This is a genomic window from Streptomyces sp. NPDC030222 (assembly GCF_055573115.1).
In genome coordinates this window covers 303,124-328,728 of the sequence record NZ_JBVICA010000003.1, presented here as the reverse complement: position 1 = coordinate 328,728, position 25,605 = coordinate 303,124, and the positions used below count along the sequence as shown (strand labels likewise).

General features: G+C 71.9%; 21 protein-coding genes. 8 read left to right on the top strand and 13 right to left on the bottom strand.

The annotated features are described in order from the left end of the window. Window positions 1-45: 45 nt before the first annotated feature. Window positions 46-948 (top strand): LysR family transcriptional regulator, encoded by a 903-nt coding sequence (locus ACZ4Z5_RS06275; protein WP_468257374.1) that lies wholly within the window; start codon window positions 46-48, stop codon window positions 946-948. A gap of 533 nt (window positions 949-1,481) precedes the next feature. Here the strand turns inward: ACZ4Z5_RS06275 and ACZ4Z5_RS06270 are convergent. The 3 genes from ACZ4Z5_RS06270 to ACZ4Z5_RS06260 form a co-directional block, all read right to left on the bottom strand. Continuing rightward, window positions 1,482-3,662, bottom strand: coding sequence for a putative bifunctional diguanylate cyclase/phosphodiesterase (locus tag ACZ4Z5_RS06270; RefSeq protein ID WP_468257371.1), 2,181 nt, complete (start codon window positions 3,660-3,662; stop codon window positions 1,482-1,484). Beyond that, the gene (locus ACZ4Z5_RS06265; protein WP_468257369.1) at window positions 3,659-4,471 is read right to left on the bottom strand and encodes an SAM-dependent methyltransferase; all 813 of its coding nucleotides are present in this window, start codon (window positions 4,469-4,471) and stop codon (window positions 3,659-3,661) included. The genes ACZ4Z5_RS06270 and ACZ4Z5_RS06265 overlap by 4 nt, the downstream gene beginning before the upstream one ends. A gap of 240 nt (window positions 4,472-4,711) precedes the next feature. Next, window positions 4,712-5,713 carry an SCO0930 family lipoprotein gene (locus ACZ4Z5_RS06260; protein WP_468257366.1) on the bottom strand — a complete coding sequence of 334 codons (1,002 nt, stop codon included), beginning with the start codon at window positions 5,711-5,713 and terminating at the stop codon, window positions 4,712-4,714. A 792-nt stretch (window positions 5,714-6,505) separates the two neighbouring features. Between ACZ4Z5_RS06260 and ACZ4Z5_RS06255 the strand changes: the two genes are divergently transcribed. Both ACZ4Z5_RS06255 and ACZ4Z5_RS06250 read left to right on the top strand, forming a co-directional pair. Next, on the top strand, window positions 6,506-7,267 hold the full coding sequence (locus ACZ4Z5_RS06255) for a bestrophin-like domain (protein ID WP_468257363.1): 762 nt from the start codon (window positions 6,506-6,508) through the stop codon (window positions 7,265-7,267). 176 nt (window positions 7,268-7,443) lie between these two features. Further along, window positions 7,444-7,971 carry a hypothetical protein gene (locus tag ACZ4Z5_RS06250; protein ID WP_468257360.1) on the top strand — a complete coding sequence of 176 codons (528 nt, stop codon included), beginning with the start codon at window positions 7,444-7,446 and terminating at the stop codon, window positions 7,969-7,971. 198 nt (window positions 7,972-8,169) lie between these two features. Here ACZ4Z5_RS06250 and ACZ4Z5_RS06245 read toward each other — a convergent pair whose 3' ends face one another. After that, on the bottom strand, window positions 8,170-8,697 hold the full coding sequence (locus ACZ4Z5_RS06245; protein WP_468257357.1) for a hypothetical protein: 528 nt from the start codon (window positions 8,695-8,697) through the stop codon (window positions 8,170-8,172). Window positions 8,698-9,013: 316 nt separating this feature from the next. Here ACZ4Z5_RS06245 and ACZ4Z5_RS06240 point away from each other — a divergent pair, with 316 nt between their 5' ends. After that, window positions 9,014-9,658, top strand: a complete 645-nt coding sequence (locus tag ACZ4Z5_RS06240; RefSeq protein WP_468257354.1) for a class F sortase — start codon at window positions 9,014-9,016, stop codon at window positions 9,656-9,658. 84 nt (window positions 9,659-9,742) lie between these two features. On the opposite strand, the gene ACZ4Z5_RS06235 is transcribed toward ACZ4Z5_RS06240, so the two are convergent. Together ACZ4Z5_RS06235 and lysX are read right to left on the bottom strand one after the other, a co-directional pair. Continuing rightward, complete coding sequence (locus tag ACZ4Z5_RS06235) at window positions 9,743-10,591, bottom strand: polysaccharide deacetylase family protein (RefSeq protein ID WP_468257351.1); 849 nt, start codon at window positions 10,589-10,591, stop codon at window positions 9,743-9,745. Between the two features lie 109 nt (window positions 10,592-10,700). Further along, window positions 10,701-14,003, bottom strand: coding sequence for a bifunctional lysylphosphatidylglycerol synthetase/lysine--tRNA ligase LysX (gene lysX / locus ACZ4Z5_RS06230; protein ID WP_468257349.1), 3,303 nt, complete (start codon window positions 14,001-14,003; stop codon window positions 10,701-10,703). Between the two features lie 292 nt (window positions 14,004-14,295). Between lysX and ACZ4Z5_RS06225 the strand changes: the two genes are divergently transcribed. Next, the gene (locus tag ACZ4Z5_RS06225; protein WP_468257346.1) at window positions 14,296-14,841 is read left to right on the top strand and encodes a sigma-70 family RNA polymerase sigma factor; all 546 of its coding nucleotides are present in this window, start codon (window positions 14,296-14,298) and stop codon (window positions 14,839-14,841) included. On the opposite strand, the gene ACZ4Z5_RS06220 is transcribed toward ACZ4Z5_RS06225, so the two are convergent. Next, entirely contained in the window at window positions 14,820-15,059 is a 240-nt protein-coding gene (locus ACZ4Z5_RS06220; protein WP_468257343.1) for a zf-HC2 domain-containing protein, read from the bottom strand. The two genes, ACZ4Z5_RS06225 and ACZ4Z5_RS06220, sit on opposite strands and share 22 nt — an antisense overlap. Window positions 15,060-15,170: 111 nt before the next feature. Here ACZ4Z5_RS06220 and ACZ4Z5_RS06215 point away from each other — a divergent pair, with 111 nt between their 5' ends. Then, window positions 15,171-15,683 carry a hypothetical protein gene (locus tag ACZ4Z5_RS06215; protein ID WP_468257340.1) on the top strand — a complete coding sequence of 171 codons (513 nt, stop codon included), beginning with the start codon at window positions 15,171-15,173 and terminating at the stop codon, window positions 15,681-15,683. Between the two features lie 389 nt (window positions 15,684-16,072). After that, window positions 16,073-16,369 (top strand): hypothetical protein, encoded by a 297-nt coding sequence (locus tag ACZ4Z5_RS06210; protein ID WP_468257337.1) that lies wholly within the window; start codon window positions 16,073-16,075, stop codon window positions 16,367-16,369. 40 nt (window positions 16,370-16,409) lie between these two features. Here ACZ4Z5_RS06210 and ACZ4Z5_RS06205 read toward each other — a convergent pair whose 3' ends face one another. The 4 genes from ACZ4Z5_RS06205 to ACZ4Z5_RS06190 all read right to left on the bottom strand — a co-directional run bounded on the left by ACZ4Z5_RS06205 (window position 16,410) and on the right by ACZ4Z5_RS06190 (window position 20,670). Further along, window positions 16,410-17,618, bottom strand: coding sequence for a sensor histidine kinase (locus ACZ4Z5_RS06205; RefSeq protein ID WP_468257334.1), 1,209 nt, complete (start codon window positions 17,616-17,618; stop codon window positions 16,410-16,412). 181 nt (window positions 17,619-17,799) lie between these two features. Beyond that, window positions 17,800-19,488, bottom strand: coding sequence for a sodium/solute symporter (locus tag ACZ4Z5_RS06200; protein ID WP_468257331.1), 1,689 nt, complete (start codon window positions 19,486-19,488; stop codon window positions 17,800-17,802). After that, window positions 19,485-19,793: a hypothetical protein gene (locus ACZ4Z5_RS06195; protein ID WP_468257699.1), complete on the bottom strand. Its 309-nt coding sequence runs from the start codon at window positions 19,791-19,793 to the stop codon at window positions 19,485-19,487. Before ACZ4Z5_RS06195 ends, ACZ4Z5_RS06200 begins: the two co-directional genes overlap by 4 nt. Before the next feature lie 124 nt (window positions 19,794-19,917). After that, window positions 19,918-20,670: a LytR/AlgR family response regulator transcription factor gene (locus ACZ4Z5_RS06190; protein WP_468257328.1), complete on the bottom strand. Its 753-nt coding sequence runs from the start codon at window positions 20,668-20,670 to the stop codon at window positions 19,918-19,920. A gap of 158 nt (window positions 20,671-20,828) precedes the next feature. Between ACZ4Z5_RS06190 and ACZ4Z5_RS06185 the strand changes: the two genes are divergently transcribed. Continuing rightward, the gene (locus tag ACZ4Z5_RS06185) at window positions 20,829-21,515 is read left to right on the top strand and encodes a zf-HC2 domain-containing protein (RefSeq protein WP_468257325.1); all 687 of its coding nucleotides are present in this window, start codon (window positions 20,829-20,831) and stop codon (window positions 21,513-21,515) included. A gap of 234 nt (window positions 21,516-21,749) precedes the next feature. Here ACZ4Z5_RS06185 and ACZ4Z5_RS06180 read toward each other — a convergent pair whose 3' ends face one another. Together ACZ4Z5_RS06180 and ACZ4Z5_RS06175 are read right to left on the bottom strand one after the other, a co-directional pair. Further along, window positions 21,750-22,748 carry a TAXI family TRAP transporter solute-binding subunit gene (locus ACZ4Z5_RS06180; protein WP_468257322.1) on the bottom strand — a complete coding sequence of 333 codons (999 nt, stop codon included), beginning with the start codon at window positions 22,746-22,748 and terminating at the stop codon, window positions 21,750-21,752. After that, window positions 22,745-25,051 carry a TRAP transporter permease gene (locus tag ACZ4Z5_RS06175; protein WP_468257320.1) on the bottom strand — a complete coding sequence of 769 codons (2,307 nt, stop codon included), beginning with the start codon at window positions 25,049-25,051 and terminating at the stop codon, window positions 22,745-22,747. Before ACZ4Z5_RS06175 ends, ACZ4Z5_RS06180 begins: the two co-directional genes overlap by 4 nt. Window positions 25,052-25,605: the final 554 nt, after the last annotated feature.

Here is a 25,605-nt window from a genome sequence, read left to right as displayed (position 1 = left end):
TCATGTCCATAGGCTGACCCTATCGTTCTCGGTAGGATCGCTTCCGTGCAGTTCCAGCAGCTCCAGTACTTCGTGGCGGTCGCCGAGACCCGGCACTTCACCCGCGCCGCCGAGCGGGTCCATGTGTCGCAGCCGTCCCTGTCCCAGCAGATCCGGGCCCTGGAGAAGGAACTGGGTGCGGAGCTGTTCAGCAGGGCCCGGGGCAATATCGCGCTCACCGAGGCCGGCGAGGCGCTGCTGCCGCTCGCCCGCCGCATCCTCGAGGACGCCGACACCGCACGGCTGGAGGTACAGGAGCTGGCCCAGCTGCGCCGCGGCCGGGTGCGGCTCGGGGCGACGCCCAGTGTGTGCACGGGTCTGCTGCCGGAGGTGCTGCGCAGCTTCCACGATCTGCATCCCGGCATCCGGCTGCTGATCGAGGAGGGCGGTTCACACGACCTGGTCAGGGCCCTGGCACGCGGCGCGCTGGACCTCGCGCTGGTGGTGCTGCCGCTGCCCACGCCGTCACCGGCACTGACCACGGTGGAGCTGCTGCGGGAGGACCTGGTGGTCGTCTCGTCGGCGGTCCGCCGCGCCCCCGGCTCGGGCCGGGCGGTACGGATCGCCGACCTGCGCGAGGAGCCGCTGGTGATGTTCCGGCACGGGTACGACCTGCGGGAACTGACCGTGGCCGCGTGCCGGGCCGAGGGGTTCGAGCCGTCGTTCACCGTCGAGGGCGGCGAGATGGACGCGGTCCTCGGGTTCGTGCGCGCCGGTCTGGGGGTCGCCGTGGTGCCGCACATGGTGGCCGCCCGCGCGGGACGCGACATGCGGGTGACCCCGCTCGCGCCACCGGGGCTGCGCCGCACCATCGCGCTCGCGCACCGCAGCGACGTCGCCCCGCCGCGTGCCGCCCGGGAGCTCCAGCGGGTCCTGCTCGCCTCCCGGCCGGTGGCGGCGGGTCCCTGAGCGTCTCTGATTGGCTTGGTGCGTCTCTGATCGGCTTGGTGATCCCGGGCGTTGCTCAGGGATGTGAGCCGATCGCCTTCGTGCCCTGGTGCTGAACGGCAGGAGCCGACAGCCCTCGTGGCACGTCCCCCCGGACGCCGGCCGGTGAGGTCTCGCGACCCCGCCGAGGAGGGTGCCCGACGTCGCCTGGGCGCCCGGCGCGCATGTGACAGTGTGCCATGGGACCGCCACGGATCGCTGATCCGACTGGTGAGCAGGGGGCCGCCGCGACGCCGCGCCCTTGACGCCGACCGGGCGGTCGTCGCAGCCGGGCCGCCCGGATGACGTCCTGACGGGCCGTAGGACGCCTTGCGGACACGAGGACGTCCTGGCGGAGGTGGATGACGCCTTGCGGGCCGGATGATGACCGCCCTGGCGGGCCCGATGGTCGTACGGGCGCGGTGGATGACCGTCCGGGCGGTGGCAGCCGTGCTCCGGCCGGGCGGCAACGCGCCCGCCGAGCGGTCCCCCGTCGACCGCCCGCCCCGCACCACTCAGCCCGTGACGTCGGCCAGCGTCAGGGAGTGCAGCCGGTCGGGCGGGCCCGGCCGGGCGTAGTACCAGCCCTGCGCCGTGTCGCAGCCCAGATCGCGCAGTTGCTCGGCCTGTACGCCCGTCTCCACGCCCTCCACGGTCACGGCGAGCTCCAGGCTGTGCGCGAGGGACACGATGCCTTCGACGATCTTCACGTCCACGGGGTCTGCCGGGTGCCGCTGCATTCCCCGGGTGAAGGAGCGGTCCAGTTTCAGGACGCTGACCGGGAGCCTGCGCAGGTTGGCCAGGTTGGAGTATCCGGTGCCGAAGTCGTCGAGGGCTATGTCGACGCCCATCTCGGCGAGCCTGCACAGCGGTTTGAGCAGGTCGTCGTCCGCGCCGATGAGCGCCGACTCGGTGACCTCCAGGCACAGGGCCCTGGGCTCGAGCCCTGCGCGCTCCAGGACGTCCACGGTGTCCGCGACCAGACCGGGGTGGTGGAGCTGGGTCGGTGACAGGTTCACATTGATCCGCAGCGGTCCGCCGTCGGCGTGCCGCTCCTTCCAGAACCGGGCCTGCCGTACGGCCTCCTCGAGCACCCAGCGGCCGAGCGGCACGATCAGCCCGGTGTGCTCGGCGAGCGGGATGAACCGGTCGGGTCCGAGGACGCCGTGCTGCGGGTGGCACCAGCGCACCAGCGCTTCCGCGCCGTGCACGCTGCCGTCGCCGAGGTGCACCAGCGGCTGGTACTCGATGAAGAACTCCCCGCGCTCCAGGGCGGCGGGCAGCGCGGTGGTCAGTCCGTGGCGGGTGATGGCCCGGGCGTCGGCCTCCGCGTCGGCCCATTCGAAGCGGTTCCCGCCCGCCGACTTGGCGCGGTACATCGTGATGTCGGCGCTGCGCAGCACCTCGGCCGCGGTGCGCTCCCCCGCCGGGCCCTCGACGATGCCGATGCTGCCCCGGACGGTCAGCTCGCGGCCGTCGAGACGGATCGGGACGCCCAGCGCCGACAGGATGCGGCCGGCGAGTTCGTCGGCGGAGCGGCAGCTGTCGGTGCCGGTGGTCAGCGCGACGAACTCGTCGCCGCCGAGCCGTGCCACCATCTCCCCGGCCCCCGTGACACAGCTCTGCAGCCGGTCAGCGACCTCGACCAGCAGCCGGTCGCCGGCCGAGTGCCCCAGGCTGTCGTTGACGGCCTTGAAGCCGTCGAGGTCGAGGTAGCAGAGGCCGAAGCGGGAGCCGTCGGACGCCGACAGCGCCTTCTCCAGCCGCTCGAAGAACAGGGTGCGGTTGGGCAGCCCGGTCAGTGCGTCGTGGGTGGCCTCGTAACGCAGCCGCAGGTTCAGCAGCCGGCGTTCGGTGGTGTCCTCCATCAGCGCCAGCTGGTATTGCGGGTTGCCGTCGGCGTCCCGGAGCAGGGACACCGTCAGATTGGTCCACAGGACCGTTCCGTCCCCGCGGTAGTACGGCTTCTCGACGCGGTAGCTCTCCCGTTCGCCGCGGACCAGTTCCTCGTAGAGCCGCCATACGTGCGGGGCGTCCTCGGGATGCACCCATTCCGTGGTGTTCCGGCTGCGCAGCTGCTGCTCATGGCCGCCGAACATGCGCATCAGCGTCTCGTTGACCTCCAGCACGTTGCCGTCGAGGTCGGCGATGCCGATCCCGACCGCCGCGCCGTCGAACACGGCGCGGAAGCGGGCCTCGGTGATGTGCAGGGCCTGTTCGGCCGCACTGCGCGCCGAGAGGGCGGAACGGGCGATGGCCTCCTGCTCGGCGAGGGTGCGTTCCCGCAGGGCGCGGGCGAATCCTGCGGCGATCGCGTGCTGGAGCCTGGCGCAGCGGCTGCGGAACTCCTCGGCGACCGGGCCGCGTTCGGCTCCTCCGGTGTCGCCGCAGTACAGGACGAGGTAGGCCTCCACGACGCCGAGGGTGCCGCTGAGCGCGTCGGGATCGGTGCAGTGGGCGGAGACGAGGGAGGCCCCGACCCGCTGGGCCGGTGCGGTGTCGAACGGTCGGGCGTGCAGGGCGTTGCTCAGCACGCGGGCCAGCGGCACGAGGTGCTGCTCGAACTCGGGCCGGGTCATGGACGTGGCCGTCGCCGGGAAGATCGCACGGCTCCAGATGGTGGCGAACCGTCTGAGCCGGTCCTCGTGGCTGTCCGGTTGCCCGGCAGCGTCCGGTTCCGGAGGTGGGGTGCTCACGCCTTGCGTCCCACTCCCGCGAACCCCGAGAACGCATAGGGGTCTTCCTGCGTGGGGGACGTCTCCGGCCGCCAGTGGGGCATCGACACAAGACCGGGCTCGACCATCTCGAACCCGTCGAGGAATCGGGCGACCTCCTCCCGCGGGCGCATCACCAGCGGGTTGCGGATGTCCTTGTAGACGCCGACGACAGCGCCGGCCCGCTCCTGGGTGAGCGGGATGCCCTCGTACGAGGCGTGGGTGAGGATCAGCAGGCTGCCGGGCGCGAGGGCGTCGCGCAGCTCGGCGACGCACGCGAACGGGTCGTCCTCGTCCTCCAGGAAGTGCAGGACGGCCACCAGCAGCAGCGCCACGGGACGGTCGAGGTCCAGCAGCAGGCCGGCCTCGGGCGAGTTCAGGATGTCGTGCGGCTTGCGGAGGTCGGCGGCGACGATCCCGGCCCGGTCGTTGCCCTCCAGCACGGCCTTGCTGTGGGCGACGGCGACGGGGTCGTGGTCGACGTAGAGGACCCGGGCCTCCGAGGACGCCGCCTGGGCGACCTCGTGGACGTTGCCGAAGGTGGGGATGCCGGAGCCGATGTCGAGGAACTGGGTGACGCCCTCGTCCACCGCGAATCGAACGGCGCGGCGCATGAACGCCCGGTTCGCCTGCATGATCTTCGGGAGCCCCGGCATGAACTCCATGGCCCGGCGCGCGGCCTCCCGGTCCACTTCGAAGTTGTGCGAGCCGCCCAGGTAGTAGTCGTAGATGCGGGACACGCTCGGCACCGATATGTCGATGCCCCGTGGGGCCCAGGCGGGTCGCTCCATCGATGTCTCCAACGCATTGCCTCGGCGGACGAGTTGTGGCCATAACCATGGCCCAGTGTTCGAGCCGAGGCTACTGATCGTCAGCCAGCAGGGCGAGTCCAAACGGAAATTAGCGGTCCGTTCTTGGTCACACGCCACCGGCACGTGCGTCCGGCCCGTTGCCGCACGAGGGGTGTGGCAACGGGCCGGGAGGCGCTCGGACTCCGGTGAAGGGACCGGCCCTTCACCGGTCGACCGGTGTTACTTCTTCACGGCCTTGCCGTCCGGGGAGACGGCGAACCAAGTACCGCCGACACCTTGGCCGTTGATGTCACCCGGCTTCTTGTCGCCCGCGAAAGTGTAGAGCGGCCAGCAGTCGATGGTCTGCTGCTTGATGCCGTCGGGACGGTTGAAGACCACGAAGCCCTTCTGCAGGATGCCTTCCGTGTCGCCCTTGTCGACGGGCTCCACCACCGGCCACTTCTCCAGGCAGGCGCCGGTGCAGGCGGTCTTCATCGGCCAGGCCGAGTCCTTCGAGAACCGGTAGACCGTCATGCCGTTGCGGTCGACGACGACGTCGCCGAGCTTCGGGTCCTTGCGGACGGACAGACCGGGCAGGGCCTCCGTCTTCTCGCCCTCGCCGCCCTCGTCGGCGCCCTCCTCGCCCTCGGCCGCGCCCTCGTCGCCGCCGCCCGCCAGGGAGGCCTTCTTGCCGTCGGGAGCCGACGCGAACCAGACGCCGCCGACGCCCTGGCCGGTGACGTCACCGGGCTTGGTGTCCTTGGCGTACCGGTACATCGGCCAGTCGCCCACGGTCAGCTGCTTCGTCCCGTCGGGGCGGGTGATCTCACCGAGGAGGTCGCCGTCGATGCCGGGCGGGGCCTTGACCTCGTCCGGGGTCACGATGGGCCACGCCTTCGCGCAGTCGCCTTCGCAATTCGACTTCGGCGGCTTGGCGGTGTCCTTGTCGAAGCGGTAGAGGGTGTAGCCCTCGCTGTCCGTCAGCACCTTGCCGAACTTCTTGCTGTCCAGCACGGCGAGCTGCCCGGCCGGCTTGGGTCCGAGCCCGGCTCCGGCGCCCGCGCCCGCACCGGCGCCGTATCCGGCTCCCGATCCGTATCCGCTGCCGACGGCCGCCGGGTTGGCGTTGCCGACCGCCTGACCGTTCGGGGTCTGAGTTCCCTGCTCCTGACCACACGCCGTCGTCAGTGTCAGTACAGCCACCGCCGTCACCGCGAGCGAGGCGCTTCGCCAGGTCTTCATTGTCAACTCCCGCTGTCCGTCTGCCGTCCGTCTGCCGGTCCTGGCGCTTTCGCTGTGCGCCGTTCTCGGTCATGGGTACGGGAACGGACCCCGGGCGTGTTCAAAGGTTCTCGAGAAAATTTTCCGGAACCGAATATTCCAGATCCAGTCAAGGCCGATCCCAAACGCAAAGCCCCCATTCTCCCCTGTTCGGAGGAATCCCGAACCGGCGCGGACTGCCGTGCTGCACGGCGGACCATGCTCCCCGACGTGGACCGATCGCACCTCGTCCGGCGGCTGTTGGCGGCCGGTGTCCTCTCCTTCCTGCTCCTGGCCCCCGCGCCGGACGCCGAGGCCGGCAACTGTGCGGCAGCGTCCCTGGGAAACGGCCAGGGGCAGGCTTCCGGCTCCGCGGTCGCGGTGTCCGGGAACGGAACGGCCGTGTGCACGACGGGCTCGACACCGCGGCCCCCGAAGCCGGCGCCCAAGCCGAAACCGAAGCCCAAACCGAAACCCCCTCCCCTTCCCCCTCCACCTCCACCACCGCCCCCGCCGCCACCGCCGCCGCCTCCGCCACCTCCTCCACCTCCTCCTCCCCCTCCACCGCCGCCACCTCCACCGCCTCCGTCCCCCGTGGCCCGTCCCGCTCCGCCCGAGCCGACGCGCCTCGCGATCCCCGCCTACCGAAAGGCCGCACGCAAGGAACCCTCCGGCGGTCCCTCCCTGGTCCACCTCACGCTTCTCGTCACGGCTCCCGCGGTCTTCGCCGCCGCCGTGCTCCGCCCCCGCTCCCGTTAGCAGCCGGAGGATTCCTTGTCGGAATGGCTCGTTCTGACCATCGCGATGGCCGCGGCCTGCGCCGTCGTGCTGACGATCATGATCATCAACCACCGCCGGGTCGGCGAGGACGACGATCCGTCCGAAACCCCGGACGTCATCGAGTACATGACGATGATGATCGGCGTCGTCTATGCGATCGTGCTCGGACTCGCCATCGCGGGAGTGTGGGAGGCGCGCGGTGCGGCACAGGACACGGTGCGGCAGGAGGCGCAGGCCCTGCACGAGATCAGCGCCCGCGCGCAGGTGTATCCGGCGGAGGTCCGTGACCGCATCCGCAAGGACGTGAACACCTACGTCTCGTACGTCGTCGACCATGAGTGGAAGTACATGGCGGCACACGGCGACCTGACGCCCAAGGGCGACCGGCTGCTGGAACGGGTGCGGCGCTCGGTGACGGACTTCGTGCCGCAGACGGACCTCCACGCCCAGGCGTACCAGCCGCTCGTCGACCAGGTGGCCGCCACCGACGCGGCGCGCACCGGGCGGGGGGAGAGCGCGGGGGCCACGATGCCCGGCGTCGTGTGGTTCGGTCTGATCACCGGAGCGCTGGTCACGGTGGGGCTGGTCTTCACCCTGCAGATCCGCAGAACACCGCGGGAACTGCTGCTCGCGGGCCTCTTCAGTGCCCTGATCGCGTTCCTGCTCTTCCTGATCTGGGACTTCGACGCCCCGTTCGGCCGAGGCATCTCGGCCACGGCGGATCCGTTCATCGCCCTGTTCCCCGGAACGGGCTGAACACTTCCCCCGGACGGCCGCTTCTCCGCCGCCCGGGGGACAGGAATGCCCCGAATGCGCGACACCGATCGCGGTCCATCCGGGGCACTCCTAGCGTTTCGGGCAGCGAGGCGCATCACTCGCCAACAGTGGAAACCGGTTCCGCGGTTGCCCTCGTCAGACCCGGAGGATCGTCCATGCGCGCGATACGTGCCGCTGCGGCCGCCGCCTTGCTCGGCGCTGCCACAGTCACCCTCGGGGCGCCGGCCGCGACGGCCGCACCCGACGTCCCCACCATCACCTCGTTCGGTTTCAGCGTCACGCCCTCGACCGTCGCCCCCGGCGGCAAGGTCGTCCTGAACGTCACCGGATGCCGCACCAGCGCGGTCGTCACCTCGGCCGTCTTCGACGCGGTCACCGTCCCCCCGGACAGCTCCGCCACGGCCACGGTCGACGCGGACGCCCGCCCGGGCGCCCTCTACCAGGTGACGTTCGACTGCAACGGCGAGAAGGGCCGCGCCGACCTCACCATCGCGGGCGGCCCCGCCACCCGCACTCCGACGATCAGCGCCACGTCCACCACGCCCGCCGGCGTGCGGGGCGGCCTCGGCGGCTCCAACGGAGTCCGGGCCTGGGAGATCGCCGGTGGTGCGGTCATGGTGGTCCTGGCAGTGGGCGGCACGGTCTACGCCATAAGGCGCCGCGCCACCGGCAGGCACCACTGAGCCTGCAGGCACCACCGGGCGCTCCCCTCTCCCGGGGCCTCCGCGATCCGGAGATCCTTCGAACGCGGAGGGTCCGGGAGAGCCGCAGCCCCCACGGGCCTGTGGCCCCGGTCCCGGCCGGGATCCGGAGCCACGGGCGCTGCGGACCGACGGGAGGTTCGGCCGGCCGGGCCCGGCCATGAGCCGCCGGACACCCCCCTAGGCCCGGCTTCCGCCCGCGCGTCGGCGGCGCAGGACGAAGACCCCGCCGCCGATGGCCGCCAGGGAGACCAGGCCGGCGCCTACGGCCATCTCCGTGCCCGTGGGACCGGCGGAACCGCCCAGACCGCCCTGCGCGCCGCGCGGCTGCACCACGACGAACGTCAGCGAGGCCGACCTCGTGTTGTCGGCGCACCGGACGAACAGGTTGTGGTTGCCGGGACGGGCGTTGTTGTAGATCCGGGCGAGGGCACGACCGGAGGCGCCCGCGGGCAGGCGTACCTCCGGAAAGGCATCGGACGTCACACGCCCTCCGTTGCGGCAGCCGAGCGCTCCGATCGACAGGGTGGCGGACGGGAACACCTGCGACGGACTGACGGTGATGTTCGAGGGCACGTTGATCTGGGAATTCCCACCGCCCGCTCCGTCTCCGACGCGGCCGAGGCCGTCGGCGCCTGCCGTCGGGGCCGAGAGCACGACGGCGGCGCAGGCGGCAGCGGCCACCGCACCCACTCGTGAAGCTCGCATGGTTGACCTCCATGGGCAGGCGCCCCGAAGCGGTGCTCCGGGCGTCGACAATGACGCCTCCCATGACAAACCCTCACCGCACCTGACATGGGCCGCACTTCGGCGGTCCGCCACCCGGTGGGCGACACACCGGGACTCCGGTCGTACTGGCTGACGGATCCGCAGGTCACACACCGTCAGGGAGAGTTCCGGGAACCCGTACCCGGATGGGGCATGCGGGCCCGGACGGCCCATCGTGCCACCCGTTCGCCGCTCAGCGATCGCCGTCCTCCCCGGGCGCACTTACCGTGCGAACAGGCGCGACGAAGGGAGAACCATGGGGCGGGACTACCGCGGCCCCGGGCTGAGGCGAATCCGCCGGAGGCCCTATGGTGCGCTGGCATTGGTCATGCTGACGGGGCTGGCGATGATGCGCAACGGGGTGGACCACCCTTCGGGGCCGCCGCAGCCGGCCGCGCAGGCCGGGGTCGACGCGCGACTCCCCGCCGGATCGGTCGAGGGCCTGCCGCACGCGCCGCCGGCACAGGTGCGCATTCCCTCGATCCAGGTGGACGCCCCGTTGATGGACGTGGGTCTGGACAGCCAGGGCTGGATCGAGGCGCCCCCGGCACAGGACCCCAATCTCGCCGGCTGGTACCAGAACGGCGTGTCCCCCGGGCAGCGCGGCACGGCGGTACTCGTGGGCCATGTCGACAACAACTACGGGCCCGCGGTGTTCTACGGGCTCGGTTCGCTGCAGAAGGGCAGCCGGATCGAGGTGGCCCGTTTCGACGGGAGGACCGCGATCTTCCAGGTCTACGGGGTCGAGGTATACACCAAGAACGACTTCCCGGGCCCGCGGGTCTACGGGGACACCGGGCACCCGGAGCTCCGGGTGATCACCTGTGGCGGCGGATACTCCCGGGGCTCGGGCTACGACGGCAACGTGGTGGTCTTCGCCCGCCTGGTCGGCTCCCGTTGACGGGCCCTTCCGGGGCGGTGGGCCGGTACTCCGGCCGGCCGCCCCTCCGTCATGGGCGACACCGGTGCCGACCGCGACGGCCCCTCACCGGCGTACGGGCGGCACGGCGATCCGGTGGCCGGCGTCGAGCAGTTCCGGCAGGTAGATGCGCAGCGCCGCCACGGTCTGCGAACGGTCGCCGCCGGCATCGTGGTTCAGCACCACCTCGCCCGGCCCGTTGCCGTCGCGCACCCTGCTGACGACGACCCCGGTGCCGGGATCGGTCCGGTCGAGGGTGTCCAGGGTCCAGCCGAGCGGTTCCATGCCCAGTTCGGCACCGATCTCGAAGGAGTCGCGGTCCCAGGCGCCGTAGGGGGCGCGGTACCACTGCGGAGCCGCACCCACGGTGCGTTCCACGAGGTCGCTGGTACGGCCGAGTTCCTGGCGGACCTCGGACCGGGAGATGCCGGGGAACACCGGGTGGGACCAGGAGTGGTTGCCGATGACATGGCCGTCGTCGGCCATCTCACGGATGAGGTCCCGGTGGTCCGCGGCCCGCTCACCGCGGACGAAGAACATCGCGCGCACCCCGTGCCGCCGCAGGATGCGCAGGATCTCGGGGGTGTGGCGGGGATGCGGTCCGTCGTCGAAGGTGAGGACCATGGCGCGTCCGAGGCCGGGCACCGTGAGACGGGGTGTCGTCCGTACAGGCGGCCGGGCGGGACGGTAGCGGTCGGGGGCGTGGGCCGTCATGGGCTGGAGCCGGTACCCGTAGGGGGTGCGCGGCCGGGCGGTGGGCGGGCCGGCCGTGATGGCCGGTGACATGCGGACCGGACCGGCCTGTGCGGGGCCGCGGGCGGCCGGACCGCCGGCGTCCATCGCGGTCAGCCGGACCAGCACGGCGGCCCCGAGGCAGCCCGCGATGCGCAGCACCGCCCGACGCCCCGCAATCATCTGATCCTTTTTCATGATTAATAACTCGCATGGCGGACGCTGCTGCAGGCTCAGCGACACCGGTCGCCACCGCGAAAACACCCGATGGGAGGAGCGCGATACGGACCCGCTACCGGCGGACGAGCGGGAAGGGCAGTGTGTCCCTGATGGTGAGCCCGGTGAGGAACATGACGAGCCGGTCGACTCCGATGCCGAGCCCACCGGTCGGCGGCATCGCGTACTCCAGCGCGTCCAGGAAGTCCTCGTCGAGTTCCATCGCCTCCGGGTCGCCGCCCGCGGCCAGCAGGGACTGCTCGGTGAGCCGCCGCCGCTGTTCGACCGGGTCGGTCAGCTCCGAGTAGGCGGTACCGAGCTCGGTCCCGAAGGCCACCAGGTCCCAGCGCTCGGCGAGGCGGGGGTCCCTGCGGTGCGGGCGGGTGAGCGGGGAGACGTCGGTCGGGAAGTCCTTGTAGAAGGTCGGCAGGGACGTGCGTTCCTCGACCAGCCGCTCGTACATCTCCAGCACCACGTCGCCCGCGGTGTCGTCCGGCGTGTGCGGGACACCGGCGGCGTCGCACAGCCGGCGCAGCACGGGCAGCTCCGTCCCGGGGCCGATCTCCTCCCCCAGCGCCTCCGAGATGGCCTCGTGGACCGTGCGGACCGGCCAGAATCCGGAGATGTCGTGCTCGGTGATCCGCCCCGAGGCGTCCGCCTTGCGGGCGACCGGCGCGCCCAGCGCGGCCGTCGCCGCCCCCTGGATCAGTTCACGGGTCAGATCGAGCATCACGTCGTAGTCGGCGAAGGCCTGGTAGGCCTCCAGCATGGTGAACTCGGGGTTGTGCTTGTAGGAGACGCCTTCGTTGCGGAAGGTGCGTCCCAGTTCGAAGACCTTCTCCAGTCCTCCGACGCACAGCCGCTTCAGATACAGCTCGGGAGCGATCCGCAGGTACAGGTCCAGGTCGTAGGCGTTGATGTGGGTGGTGAACGGCCGGGCGTTGGCACCGCCGTGGATCTGCTGCAGCATCGGCGTCTCGACTTCGAGGAAGCCTCGGTCGAGCAGCCCCTGCCGTACCGCCTGCACGGCGACCGAGCGGGTGCGCACGGTCTCCCGGGCCGCCGGGCGGGCGACCAGGTCGAGGTACCGGCGGCGGACCCGGGCCTCGGGGTCGGTGAGGCCGCGCCGCTTGTCGGGCAGCGGACGCAGGCACTTGCCGGTCATCTGCCAGGCGTCGGCGAAGAGGGTGAGTTCACCCCGGTTGCTCGCACCGATTTCACCGGTGGCGGTGATGTGGTCGCCGAGGTCGACCTCGCTGGTGAACCGGTCGAGGAGGCCGGTGCCCGAACCGTCGCGGGTGAGAGCGATCTGGAGGTCTCCCGACCAGTCGCGGAGCACCGCGAACACGATGCCGCCCAGGTCGCGGACGGTCATCACCCGACCGGCGACGGTGGCGCGTTCCCCGGTACGGGTGCCCGGCGCCAGGCCGGGGTGCGCTGCACGTACCGCCGCCAGGGCATGGGTGCGGATGTCGGACCCCACCGGGTACGGGTCGACGTCCGCGGCGCGGAGCCGTTCCAGTTTGCCGTGCCGCACCCGCTCCTGCTCGGACATCCGGCGCTCGCCGGCGGCCCCCGGCCCGGACTCCGGGCCGGCCAGGCCCAGGGCGTCGATGGACGGCAGGCCTTCGGTGCCGACCGGCTTGGTGACGCCCTTCGGATGGCCCCTCCCCCACAGGCTGCGCAGGCTGGGAACGGACACGAAACCCTCGGCGATGGCCGACGCCAGTCCGATCCTGGCGAGGGACGCTGCGTCGCCGTAGCAGAGGAACCGCGGGTACCACTCCGGTTTGTACTTCACGTTCGAGCGGTACAGCGCCTCCAGCTGCCACCACCGGGAGAAGAACAGCAGCAGTCTGCGCCATGTCCGGATCACCGGCCCCGCCCCGATCCTCGCGCCCTCCTCGAAGGCCGAGCGGAACACGGCGAAGTTCAGGGAGATCCTGCGGACGCCGAGCCTGGCCGCGGTGGCGCACAGTTCGGTGACCATGAACTCCATGATCCCGTTGGGTGCGGTGCGGTCGCGGCGCATGACGTCCAGGGACACTCCGTCCCGGCCCCAGGGGACGAACGACAACAGGGCGAGCAGTCTGCCGTCCGCGGCGAAGGCCTCCACCATCAGGCAGTCGCCGTCGGCCGGGTCGCCCAGCCGGTCGAGCGCCATCGAGAAGCCGCGTTCGGTCTCGGTGTCGCGCCAGGCGTCGGCCCGGTCGACGATCCGCTGCATCTCCGCCTCGGTGAGGGTGGAGTGCCGGCGGACCGAGACGGTCGCCCCGGTCCTGCGGACCCGGTTGACGGCCTGCCGGGTCACCCGCATGTCGCGGCCGTTCAGGTCGAACCGGTCGACGTGCAGGATCGCCTCGTCGCCGAGCTGGATCGCGCCGAGGCCGGCGCGGACGTAGGCGGTGGCGCCCTCCTCCGAGGCGCCCATCACGGCGGGTGCCCAGGCGTAGCGCCGGGCGACGTCCAGCCAGGCCGCGATGGCCGGGTCCCACGCGTCGCGGTCGCCGACCGGGTCACCGCTGGCGAGGCAGACACCGGCCTCGACGCGGTAGGTGACGGCGGCCTTGCCGGTGGGCGAGAAGACGACGGCCTTGTCCCTGCGGGTGGCGAAGTAGCCGAGCGAGTCCTGGGCGCCGTAGGCACCGAGGAGCGCTCGGATACGTGCTTCCTCGTCGCCGTGCAGAGCGGCTTCCATGCGCTGGGAGCGGAACAGGGTGGCGGCGGCCCAGAGCAGGGCGAGCGCGCCGAACAGGCCCAGCAGGAAGAACAGCGGGCGTGGCGGGGCGCCGTCGAACTGCCGGCCGGACGCCAGGCCGCCCAGGACCCGGTCGGCGGCCCACAGCAGGCGCTGGCCGCTCGGCAGCGTCCCGGGGAAGATCTCGACGAGCGCCCAGCCCACCAGGATCCCGAGCGCCAGGCCCGCGACGAGCGTGCCCAGGGCGCGGCGGAACGCGGCACGGCGGGTCTCCGCGTAGAACTCGCGGCGCGCGAGGAGCAGCACGGCGAGCGCCACGGCGCACACCACTGCGCCCGGGATCCACCTCCACTGGCCGAGGGCGATCGCGACGAGGTCGGCGAAGATCGCGAGGCCGAGATAGCACACCACCAGCCACCAGGCGACCTTCTTCCGCGCGCCGATCGCGGCGGCGAGCAGCAACAGGAACACGGCGTACGCGAGGTTGGCGCTGACCGGGACGGTGACCCGGTCCAGGAACTCGGTGACCGGCCGCAGCAGGGCCCGCAGCGGGGCGATCAGCGCGAGGACGGCGCAGTACAGCCCCAGGGCGACGAAGAACGCCGCGAAGGCGCCCGGGACGCGGCCGAGGGCGTGGGTGCGGGATGGGGCGGGAGCGTGCGCCTCGACGCCGACACTCATGGTCCGACTCTAGGAAGCCCACCGCGGGCGCGCCTCTCGGGAACGCCTGCGGGACCGACCCGCCCCGCTCTCCGGTGTGCCCGCCATGACGGCTTCGGTACACGGCTCCGGGACACCGGCCCCGGCACCGGACCGGCGCCGTCCGGCTCGGACGGTGACCGTTCGCCGCACCACTCGTCGCTCCGTTCGACCGTTCGTCGCACACCTCCGCACGCCGCCTGTCCCCGCGCGTGCGATTGCGCTCCGATACGGGCTGCGGGACGCATCCGGAGCGAGCGGAGAGGACGTCGAGGTGAGCACGGTGACCCTTGCGGCAGGAACGGCACGCACCGGGGAACGGGAGCTGGCGGAGCTCCAGCGCGACCACGGGCCGGCGCTGTTCCACTTCCTGCTCGGACTGACGTACGGGGACCGCCAGCGCGCGGAGGACCTGGTCCAGGAGACGCTGGTGCGCGCCTGGCAGCACCCGGAGGCGTTCGAGCGCCCGTACGAGTCGATGCGGCCCTGGCTGTTCACCGTCGGCCGGCGGCTGGCCATCGACGCACGCAGGCACCGGCTGGCCCGGCCGCCGGAGGTGGACGACGGGGTGCTGACCAGCGCCCCGTCCCCGGGGGACCACTCCGAGACCTCGTCGGCGGTCCTCGACGTGCGGGCGGCACTGCGGTCCCTGGGACCGGAGCACCGTGCCGTACTGGTACAGCTCTACTTCCGCGGACTCAGCGTCAACGAGGCCGCGGCGGCCCTCGGCATCCCGCCCGGGACGGTCAAGTCCCGCTCGTACTACGCGCTGCGCACGCTCGCCGGGCGGCTGCCCGGCTATGCCGGAGGGCTCGGCTGATCCCCGGGCGGCGTCCCGGCGTGGTCCCGCAGATCCGCCTCGGTGCACAGGGCGAGCAGCGCCGCCGCCTCGGCGAGCCGCCGGCCGTCGGCACCGCAGCGCTCGCACCGCCCCAGGTGCTCTGCCACGCGCCGGTCCTCGGCCTTCGGCAGCGCTCCGAGGACGTAGGCGCCGAGCAGACGGCGCACGTGTGAACCCGCGGCGGGCGCTGGAGTCATGGGCACCTCGTGTCCGGAGACGGATCCTGTCCTTCTGGCCACGCGGGGCGGGCGCCACCGGTTCAATGCTCCGTGGAGCGCGAGTACGGAAGACGGAAGAGGCGAAGAGTAATGCGTCCGGAGGGTACGAACGGAACCAGTGGCGGCGACCTGCTGGTGCCCATGGCTTGGCTGTACGCCGAGTACATCGCCGACGAGTTGCTGCGCACCGGTGATCTGATGCCACCGACGACACTCGAGTTCCGGGCGGGCAGGAACTCCCTGGCACTGACCATTTTCCTGTCCGACGGACCCGTCGGCGGGGCCCGGGTGATGGCCCGGCTCGACGAATGGCTGTCCCTCACGGCGGACGGCCGCCCCTGGCGCGAGTGGGTGTGCGAGCGTCTCGACCGGCTGGAGGCCGAGGACTTCGAGGCGGGCGGGAAGGACCCCGATCTGCCGTTGGCGCGCGCGGCGTGGCGGTGGCTGGAGGAGACGGAACTGCTGGCCGCCGACCTGGACGCGGTCGGTCCGGCCATCGGGGACCTCCCGTCGTACGACTGGGACGAGGACGAACCGCAGGTGTGGACGCCCGCCTGGCAGCTGGGCCTGCCGCTGGGCCATCTGGCGATCCACCTGTTCTGATGGCCGGCCACCTGTTCCGAGGCATCGGCCGTACCTCCCGGTGACGCCCGGATCCCGTACCCCCTCGCCCACTTGACGTAGAGCGGACGGCGTCGGGGCGTGGGATGCCTGCGGCGCTGCGCGTACGCCGGTGACGCCGTCGGCGGTGGGGGCTCCGGTCGTTCCGGTACCCGGGGACGAGGCACCGGCGACGGACCCGGCGCAGCGCGCATACGTGGCATCGACGACGGTCGGTGTCCCTCATACGTATGAAAGAAGTCCGCGCCGTCCCGCTTCGCGGACGGCGGCGGGTCCGTGGATGCTCCGGATGGCGGCGCCGCCCGTGCGGGGAGCCGTCCGGGCTGGTCGACTGGCACCGGCACACCGGTCGATCCCGAAAGCGAGTACCCGTGGCGATCATCGTGGTCCACGAAGTCCCCGGCGGCACCCGGCAGCAGTACGAACAGGTCTGCGACCGCATCACCGGTGGCCGCGGTCTCCCCCACCATCCTTCGGACTGGCCGGTGCCAGGACTGCTCAGCCACGCGGCGGGGCCGGTGGAGGGCGGCTGGCTGGTGACCGACGTGTGGGACTCGGAGGAGGCCTACCGGCGTTTCGCGGAGATCCTCCTGCCCCATCTGCGCGAGGCGGGGTTCGCGGACACTCCGCCACGGACCCTGACCGCGTTCCACACGGTGTCCGCCTGACCGCGGCAGGAACGGCGCGGGCGGTAGGTGCCGCCGACCGTCACCGGGTCGGCGGCACCGGTGAGGCCCGGACCCCCGCGCGGTATTTGGGAAGGCGGACGGTGACCTTCATGCCCGCGCCGACCGCGGTTTCGATGACCAGGCCGAAGTCGTCGCCGTAGACCTGGCGGAGACGCTCGTCGACGTTGAGCAGGCCGACCCCGGCGGACGGGTCTCCGGCACCGCGCAGGATCCGGCGGAGGCGGTCCGGTTCCATGCCCACGCCGTCGTCCTCGATCACGACCGTGGCTTCGTTGCCGGAGTCGAGGGCGCTGATGGTGATGTGGCTCGTGGTGACGGCGCCCTCCAGACCGTGCTTGACGGCGTTCTCGACGAGCGGCTGGAGGCAGAGGAAGGGCAGCGCCACGGGGAGCACCTCGGGGGCCACCTGGAGGGTGACGGACAGCCGGTCGCCGAAGCGCGCCCTGACGAGCGCCAGATACTGGTCGATGGAGTGCAGTTCGTCGGCGAGGGTGGTGAAGTCGCCGTGCCTGCGGAACGAGTAGCGGGTGAAGTCGGCGAACTCCAGCAGGAGTTCACGAGCCTGTTCGGGATCGGTACGGACGAACGAGGCTATCGCGGCGAGGGAGTTGAAGATGAAGTGCGGGGAGATCTGTGCGCGCAGCGCCTTGATCTCCGCCTCGATGAGCCGGGTGCGGGAACGGTCCAGTTCGGCGAGCTCCAGCTGGACCGAGACCCATCGGGCGACCTCTCCCACGGCTCGCGCCAGGACCGCGGACTCGCGCGGAGCGTAGGCGACGAGCGTTCCGAGCACCCGGTTGTCCACCGTCAGGGGTGCCGCCACCGCCCAGCGCAGCGGACAGTCGAAGTCGTCGCAGGCACTGGCGAAGGCCTTGTCGCGGCCGGTGTCCAGCAGTCCGCGGACCTGGTCGAGGACGTGGGCGGCATGATGACCGCCGGTGCCGTCCCAGACGAGGACGCGCTCCCGGTCGGTGAGACACAGGGCGTCCGTGCCGAGGAGGGAGCGCAGCCGGCGGGCGGCCTTGCGGGCACTGTCCTCGGTGAGTCCGGCGCGCAGCGGCGGTGCGGCGAGGGATGCGGTGTGGAGGGTCTCGAAGGTGGCGCGCTCGACGGGCGTACCGACGTCGCTGGTCCCGCCCGGGCGGCGGGTGAACCGGCCGAGGAGGAATCCCCCGGCGAGGAGCAGGGCGCCCAGGAGCAGCAGACCGGCCAGGACGGCACCGCTCACCGGCGCCTCCCTGCGGCGTCGGCGGGCGTGACGGGGTCGGCGACGGGGACCGGGGCGGCGGCCGTCGTGGATCTCTGCCGGCTCATCGTGGCGGCGCCTGTCCGGCGTGTCGTCGTGGCCCCCCGCCGACCGGTCGCGGCGCGTCCCCGCAGGCCCGCCCTCACAGGTGCCGTCCAGCCCGTCATCGTGGCTCCCTCCCGGCCCGTACGAGGGCCTCCGGCAGATGGAGGCGGGTCATTGCGGCGTCGGTGCCGGGCGGTATCCGGCCCGGTGTCGCGAGGGAGACCAGGATCATCGCGAGGAATCCGACCGGGACGGACCAGAGCGCCGGCCAGGCCAGCAGGGTGCGGAGCGGGCCGGGCCCCACGGCACCTCCGACCGTCACGGCGACGGCGACGAACGCGGATCCCCCGCCGAGCAGCAGTCCGGCGGCCGCGCCGGGCGGAGTGAGCCGGCGCCACCAGATGCCGAGCACCAGCAGCGGGCAGAAGGAGGAGGCGGACACCGCGAACGCCATGCCGACCGCATCGGCGACGGGCACCGACCGCACTGCCAGCGCGACCGTCAGGGGAACGGCGACGGCGAGGACGGTGGCGAGCCTGAAGTGACGTACGCCGCGGTTCGGCAGGACGTCCTGGGTGAGGACACCGGCGACTGCCATGGTGAGCCCGGACGCCGTGGACAGGAAGGCGGCGAAGGCGCCGCCGGCGAGCAGCGCACCGAGCAGATCACCGCCCAGGCCTCCGAGGACCCGTTCCGGCAGCAGCAGCACGGCCGCGTCGGCATCGCCGGTGAGGGCCAGCTCGGGGGCGTAGATCCGGCCGAGCGCCCCGTACAGCGGAGGCAGCAGGTAGAAGGCGCCGACGAGGGCGAGGACGACGACGGTGGTGCGGCGCGCCGCCCGGCCGTCGGGGCTGGTGTAGAAGCGGACCACGACATGGGGCAGCCCCATGGTGCCGAGGAAGGTGGCGACGATCAGGCCGTAGGTGGCGTACAGCGGATGGTCGGAGCGTCCGGTCGCGGCGGGGACGTCGGTGCCCTCGGCGAGGGTCAGGCGTGTGCCGGCTCCGAAGTGGTGCGGGCCGGCGTCGAGGACGAGGGCGGCGCGCTCGTGGTGGCGGCCGTCGACGGTGCCGGTGACCGTCGCGCCCAGGGGGGCGGAGAGCCGCAGGTCGAGGGGTTCGGTGATGTGCACGGTCCGCTGGTCGCGGAGCGCGGCGGGCTCGTCGAAGGCGGGCTGCGGCCGGCCGTCGCCCTGCCAGGCCAGCACCAGGAACAGCGCGGGCACGAGCAGTGCGGTGAGTTTCAGCCAGTACTGGAAGGCCTGGACGAAGGTGATGCTGCGCATGCCTCCGGCCGCGACGGCGAGGACCACGACCGCCGCGACGAGGACGGGGCCGAGCCAGCCGGGCGCGCCGGTGACGATCTCCAGGGTCAGTCCCGCGCCCTGGAGTTGGGGAACGAGATAGATCCAGCCGGCGCCGGCCACGAGGACGCTCACCAGCCGCCGCACCGGCCGGGACCCGAGCCGGCCCTCGGCGAAGTCGGGCAGGGTGTACGCGCCGGAGCGGCGCAGGGGCGCGGCGACGAAGAGCAGCAGCACGAGGTATCCGGCGGTGTAGCCGACCGGGTACCAGAGCATGTCCGGGCCGTGGACGAGGACGAGGCCCGCGATCCCGAGGAAGGACGCGGCGGAGAGGTATTCGCCGCTGATGGCGGCGGCGTTGAGGGCGGGCCGGACCGTGCGGGACGCCACGTAGAAGTCCGATGTGGTCCGGGAGATGCGCAGGCCGAATCCGCCCACCAGGACGGTGGCGAGGACGACGACGGCGACCGCGGCCACCGCCGACGTCTCGTCGGGGCCGGTCACGGGGCCGGGCGTCCTTCCACGAGACGGGCGAAGTCGCGTTCGTTGCGCTCGGCGCGGCGGACGTACCACCACGCGGTGAGGACGAGGGGCGGGTAGGCGGCGAAGCCGAGGACGGCCCAGACGACGGTCGCGCCGCGCACCGCGAGGAACGCCGGCGGCAGCGCCGCGACGACGAGTGCGAGTCCGCCGAACGCGGTGAGTGCGGCGCGCAGTTGGCCCCGCATCAGCGAGCGCACATAGGCGCTGCCGAGCGCGGTCTGCTCGTCGATCTCCGACTGGACGCGGTGCCTCGGGAGCGGCCGCACCCGTCTCGGCTCGCCGGTGACGACTTCGCGGCGGGGCGGGGGATCGGCGGGCACGGCACACCTTCCTGCGACGGCTGAGGGCCGGAGTGTACGCAGCGCGGCCGCGGGGAGGGAAGAGGCCTGGTCAGCGTGCGGGGCGGCGCATCAGCAGGTCGCGGACGGCCTTGGAGTGGCGGCGGCTCACGGGGAGTTCGGCGGTGCCGATGCGGACGGTCATGCTGCCGGCGTCGAGGCGGAGTTCGTCGACGCGGGCGAGGGCGACCAGATGGCTGCGGTGGATACGGACGAAGCCGCGGGAGCGCCAGCGTTCCTCCAGGGTGGACAGCGGCACCCGCACCAGGTGGCTGCCGGTGCCGGTGTGCAGGCGGGCGTAGTCGCCCTGGGCCTCGGCGTAGGTGATGTCGTCGACGTCGAGGAAGCGGGTCACTCCGCCGAGCTCGACGGGGATCTGGCCGGACGGCGGCTCGGCGAGCGGCGGTACGCGGTCGCCGGCGAGTTCCGCGACGCGGCGTACGGCTTCGGCGAGACGTTCCGCACGGACCGGCTTGAGGACGTAGTCGACGGCCTGGAGGTCGAAGGCCCGGACGGCGAAGCCCTCGTGGGCGGTCACGAAGACGATCAGCGGTGGCCTGGCGAACCCGGCGAGGAGACGGGCGACATCGAGTCCGGTGAGGCCGGCCATGTGGATGTCCAGGAACACTACGTCGATGCCGTGCGTGTCCCCGGGACCGGCCTCGACGGCCGCGCCGATGCGCCGCAGCGCCTCGGTGGCGCCGGTGGCTCCCTCGGCGCTGCGTATCCGCGGGTCGTGGCGCAGCAGATAGAGGAGTTCCGCCAGGGCGGGTGCTTCGTCGTCGACGGCGAGTACGCGCAGCATGGGGCCGCAGTGTAGGTCGTGCCGGTGCTCGGGGCCCCGGCCCGGAGACAACGGTGCGAATACAGGCGGTGGGCGTTGAGTGATTCGCGGTTCACCTGCGTACCTCGGTGTGACCGCGGGAAACACCGGGTCAGGTCAGGGAGGAGAGGGAAGTCGTCATGAGCTCACCGGAAGCCCATCGTGATGTGGGCGCCTATGCGCTGGGGGTGCTCGGCAGGGCTGACGCCTTCCGTTTCGAAGACCATCTGATGGTCTGTCCCCCGTGCCGCAGGATGCTCGAGGAGTTCGGCACGCTGGAGGCGGCCCTCGCGGAGTACGGACGGGGGATCCCGGACGGCGAGGCCGCGGCACTCGCCTGGAACGGCAAGCGGTCGTCGGTCGGCGCGGGGGCGGCGGACAACGGGCTGCTGGACCGGGTGCTGGACACGCTGCACGACCGGATGCGCCGCCGCAGCAGACGGCGCGTCGGGCTGCTGGCCGGCGCGGCGGCGCTGGCCGTGAGCGGTGTGCTGACGGCCCTCCTGGCGGGTGGCACGCAGACGCCGGGGACATGGGCGGGCTCCGATCCCGCCACGGGTGCGTCCGCCGATCTGGCGGCCGCGCCCACGGACTGGGGCAGCGACGTGGAACTCCGGATGCGGGAGACTCCGGTCGATTCGGTGTTCACACTGGTCGCGATCGGGCACGGCGGTGAGGAGGTCCCGGTGGCGACGTGGACCGCTCGGGGCAAGGAGTCGCTGAGCATGCACGGTGCGGCGCCGATGCCCCCGAAGGACATCGCCCGGTTCGAGGTCCGTACGGGCGACGGCCGCTGGCGGATGACGGTCACGCCGCCGGAGCAGTGACGAGCCACCGCTCCGGTGCGTGCCGGCTCCGGCCGTGCCGTGCCCGGGCCGGTTCGGGGGCGTGCCGGCCCGGGCACGGTTCGGGGGAGGACCGGAGCGGCTCGGGTCGTGTCGTCTCCGGTGCTCCCCCGGGGGGACCGCCCGCACTGACACTGTGCCAGGGGGCGGTGGAATCGGTGCCGCAGGGCGTCCGGGTACGGTCCTGACGCACCGCGACCCGCGCGAGGGCGGGGGTCAGGACCTGCCGGCCCTGGCCGCGATGGCCCTCATGGCGCCGGGGTTCAGCGGCACCGATTCGGTCTTGGCGGCATCGGCCAAAGAGTTGCCCTTAGCCGCGGCGTTCACCTTCTCCAGGTCGGTCTGCCGGTCGAAGAGCACACCGACGATCCTTCCGGCCAGTTCGGGGTCGAAGCCCTTCTTCACCAGGAGCACATTGGGCACGATCACCGTCGGGACGTCGGCCGGCTGCTTGTACGCGGATGCCGGGATGGTGCCCTTCTCGTAGATGCTGCCGAACTCCTTGCGCAACGCCGGCAGCACCGGGGTGACGTCGAGAAAGCGCACCTTGCCGCCCAGTGTGGTGGTGAGGTCGGTGATGCCCGCGGTGGGCAGTCCCCCGGACCAGAACAGGGCGTCCACGGTGCCGTCCTTCATGGCCTCCACCGTCTCGGGCAGTCCGAGGTGCTGGGCCTTCACGTCCTTGTCCATGTCGAGTCCGCCCGCCCGCAGCAACCTCTTGGCGATCACCTCGGTGCCGGAGGCGGGCGCTCCGGTCGAGACCCGCTTGCCCTTCATGTCCGCCAGGGACGTGATGCCGGAGTCGGCCCGGACGAGTACCTGCGTGTAGTTCGGGTAGAGCCGGGCCAGTGCCTCCACGGGCTGCGGCCCGCTGAACCCGCCCTTGCCGCGCACGGCGTCGTCGGCGCTGTCGAGCAGGGAGAACCCCAGGTCGTAGTCGCCGGCGACGATGCCCTGGACGTTCTGCACGGATCCGCCGGTGGCGGTCGCGGTCGCCCGGTAGCCCTTGACGTCCTCCGAGATCATCTTGGCGAGGCCGCCGCCGAGCTGGTAGTAGACCCCGGTGGTGTTGCCGGTCGCGATCGTGATCCGCCCGCCGTCGGCGGCGCCCTTGTCCGCTCGGTGCTCCTGCTTCCCGCCGCAGCCGGTGGCGGTGAGGGCCATGGCGACCGCCACGGCGGCCAGACCGAGGGCGCGAAGACGTGGGTGCTTCATCGGATGGAACTGCCTTTCATCAGAGGTGCTTCGTCATGGGTCCGTCCGGCGGTGCGGCGTGCGCGGGCGTCCGTACGGTGGCGGCGCACCGTGTGGATCCCGAGCGCGAGTGCCAGCAGCGCCGCACCGGCGACGAGGGAAACGGGAACGAGGTAGAGCAGGAGCACCGCGGAGACGGTGCAGAGGAGACGTTCGAGCAGGGTGCTCGGCCCGAGGAGCCAGCCCCCGGTGGCGGCGGCCAGTGCGGCGACCGCGAGGGCCGAGACCGCGGTGACCCAGACGACGTCCGTGACCGCGCCCTGCCCGAGCAGATGGGTGCCGTTGTCGGTCAGCACGAAGGAGAACGGGATCAGGAACGCGGGCAGGGCGTACTTCCAGGTCTCGTTCATCGTCCGGAGCGGGCTGCCGCCGGTGATGGCCGCGGCCGCCGCGGCGGCCAGCGCCGTGGGCGGGGTCACCTCGGAGAGCACGGCGTAGTAGAAGATGAACATGTACGCCTCCGGGGCGGTGACGCCCAGGGAGGTCATCGCCGGCGCGATGATCACGGCGGAGATGATGAACGACGCGGTCACCGGCACGGCGAGCCCCAGGACGGAGACCGACACCGCGGCGAACAGCGCGGTCAGCGTCAGCTGCACCGTGGGATCACTGCCGAAGGCCCCCGCGGACTCCACGATGATCGTGGCGAGGTTGAGGCCCAGGCCGGTCTGGGTGACGACGGCGACGATGATTCCCGCGGCGGCGCAGGTCGCCACCACCGGCAGCGCCGACCTGCTGCCCTGCGCGAGCGCCGCGTACAGCCGTCCCGGAGTCAGCCGGTGCGCCGGGTCGAGGAACGAGAGCACGAACTGCACGGCCGTCGCGTAGACCACCGCCTTGAAGGGCGGCAGGTCCACCGCCATGAAGGCGATGATCAGGAACAGCGAGAGGAAGTGGTAGCCGAACCTGGCCAGCAGCCTCAGCGCGGAGCGCGGCTCCTCCTCCACCGTCCCGTCGAGGTTCTTCCGGGCGTCGATCTCGATCGCCAGCAGGATGCCGAGGTAGTAGAGGAGCATCGGCACCGTGGCGTACAACAGGACGGTGAGGTAGCTCTCCTTCAGGTACTCGGCGATGACGAAGGCGGCGGCGCCCAGCGTCGGGGGCGAGAGGATCGCTCCGATGCCCGCGGCGGCGAGCACGCCTCCCGCCTTCTCCTTCGAGTAGCCGGCCCGCCGCAGCAGCGGCCAGGCGACCGAACCCAGGCTGACCGCGGTCGCGGACCCGGAGCCGGACACCGTTCCCATCAGGAGTCCCGCGGCCGTGACCGTGCGTCCCGGCGCGCTGCGGGAACCGCGGAAGGCCGCGAGGGACAGGTTGATGAAGAACGCACCGGCCCCGGACAGGTCCAGTACCGTCCCGTAGACGGTGAACAGCACGATGTAGGTGGCGGCCACCTTCAGCGGCATGCCGTAGAAGCCGTCCGCGCCCATGGAGAGGTTGGCGAGGATCGCGTTCGCGTCGAGGCCGCCGTGCGCGAGCGACCAGTCGTACGGGAGCAACCCGCCGTAGTAGGCGTAGAGCAGGAAGCCCACGCAGAACGCCGGCAGCACCCAGCCGGTGGTCCGCCGGCAGGCCTCCAGAACGAGCAGGAGCAGCAGCAGTCCGGCGATGGTGTCGAGGACGGTGGGCAGCTGGCGCCGTTCGAGGAACTCCTGGAAGTCGAGGAGCGGATACGCACCGGCCACGAGGGCGAGCGCGGCAAGAGCCCAGTCGGCGAATCCGGGGTCGTCCCTCCTTCCGGCGGCGTTCTTCGCTCCGGTGTTCTTCGCTCCGGTGTTCTCCGCTCCTGCATTGTGCGCTTCGGCCTTGTTCGCGATGGTGTTCTTCCCGGCTGCGTTCCTCTCAGGGTCCGGATTCCCGGTCGTCGCATTCCCCGAATCCGATTCCGCGGCGCGTTGCCCCGCATCCGATTCTGCGGTGCACCTTTCCCCGGCGCCCGATTCCCCCTCGTCCGTCTTTCCGGCGTCCGCTTTTCCGGCGTCCGGGCCGGTGCCGCCCGAGGGGCGCCAGGGCAGCCGGACGGCCGGAATGCGTACGGTTCCGCGGTGCGTGAGGAAGCACAGCGGCAGTGCCACGGCAAGGAAGACGGTGACGTAGTACTGGGGTCCCTCTTCCAGGGGGAAGAAGACCACATGGAGCGCGAAGACCGACAGCGCGGCGCACACGGCGGACACCGCGACGCGGACGGGCGACGAGAGCCGTCGCATCGGCCGCTCCTGCTCGTACTCGGCCACGAGTTCTTCGACTGTCGGCGGAATCGGCAACGCTGGCTTCCTTGTTCTCTTCATACGGGAACGAGTTCGGGCCCGATGAAGGCCGGCATCGATTCGGAGGCGTGCCGGGGAAAGACGAGAGGCGTTCCTGGAAAACCCCGCCTCATGCGGTGAAACGGTGCTCTGGCATTCCGAGTCGAGAAAGACTTCCGGCCACCCCCGTGGCACGTCGCCATGCCACCAGAACCGCCGACGCACCGTCAACCGCGTTCCGCCGAAGGGATATAGCTTCTCGGTAGGCCGGTACCGAGCTTTCGGTGACGGCCACCGCCTGGTGGCACGGCATCGGTTGTGAGGGCGGGGACGGGCCGCACACCCGCTTCGGTTCGGCCGCCCTACCGCCGTTGCTCCGGACGGACCAACGGCTGCGCCGCTCCTCTCGCCTCGCCCGACGGCGGGCACGGTTTCGGCCGGCCGGGTGCGATCCGCGTGCGTCACGCCTCCGCCCGTCACGATTCGCGGGTCCGGGGCCCGTCCCCCATGCTGGGGCACGAGGACACCGGACGAGCCGGTCACCGGTGGGCCCGTTCGGCGAGGTGAGCCGT

Coding starts and splice junctions, on each gene's coding strand:
- ACZ4Z5_RS06265 (WP_468257369.1), bottom strand. CDS start 4,471: ATGGAGCGACCCGCCTGGGCCCCACGGGGCATCGACATATCGGTGCCG.
- ACZ4Z5_RS06260 (WP_468257366.1), bottom strand. CDS start 5,713: ATGAAGACCTGGCGAAGCGCCTCGCTCGCGGTGACGGCGGTGGCTGTA.
- ACZ4Z5_RS06250 (WP_468257360.1), top strand. CDS start 7,444: ATGCGCGCGATACGTGCCGCTGCGGCCGCCGCCTTGCTCGGCGCTGCC.
- ACZ4Z5_RS06245 (WP_468257357.1), bottom strand. CDS start 8,697: ATGCGAGCTTCACGAGTGGGTGCGGTGGCCGCTGCCGCCTGCGCCGCC.
- ACZ4Z5_RS06240 (WP_468257354.1), top strand. CDS start 9,014: ATGGGGCGGGACTACCGCGGCCCCGGGCTGAGGCGAATCCGCCGGAGG.
- ACZ4Z5_RS06235 (WP_468257351.1), bottom strand. CDS start 10,591: ATGATTGCGGGGCGTCGGGCGGTGCTGCGCATCGCGGGCTGCCTCGGG.
- lysX (WP_468257349.1), bottom strand. CDS start 14,003: ATGAGTGTCGGCGTCGAGGCGCACGCTCCCGCCCCATCCCGCACCCAC.
- ACZ4Z5_RS06220 (WP_468257343.1), bottom strand. CDS start 15,059: ATGACTCCAGCGCCCGCCGCGGGTTCACACGTGCGCCGTCTGCTCGGC.
- ACZ4Z5_RS06215 (WP_468257340.1), top strand. CDS start 15,171: ATGCGTCCGGAGGGTACGAACGGAACCAGTGGCGGCGACCTGCTGGTG.
- ACZ4Z5_RS06190 (WP_468257328.1), bottom strand. CDS start 20,670: ATGCTGCGCGTACTCGCCGTCGACGACGAAGCACCCGCCCTGGCGGAA.
- ACZ4Z5_RS06185 (WP_468257325.1), top strand. CDS start 20,829: ATGAGCTCACCGGAAGCCCATCGTGATGTGGGCGCCTATGCGCTGGGG.
- ACZ4Z5_RS06180 (WP_468257322.1), bottom strand. CDS start 22,748: ATGAAGCACCCACGTCTTCGCGCCCTCGGTCTGGCCGCCGTGGCGGTC.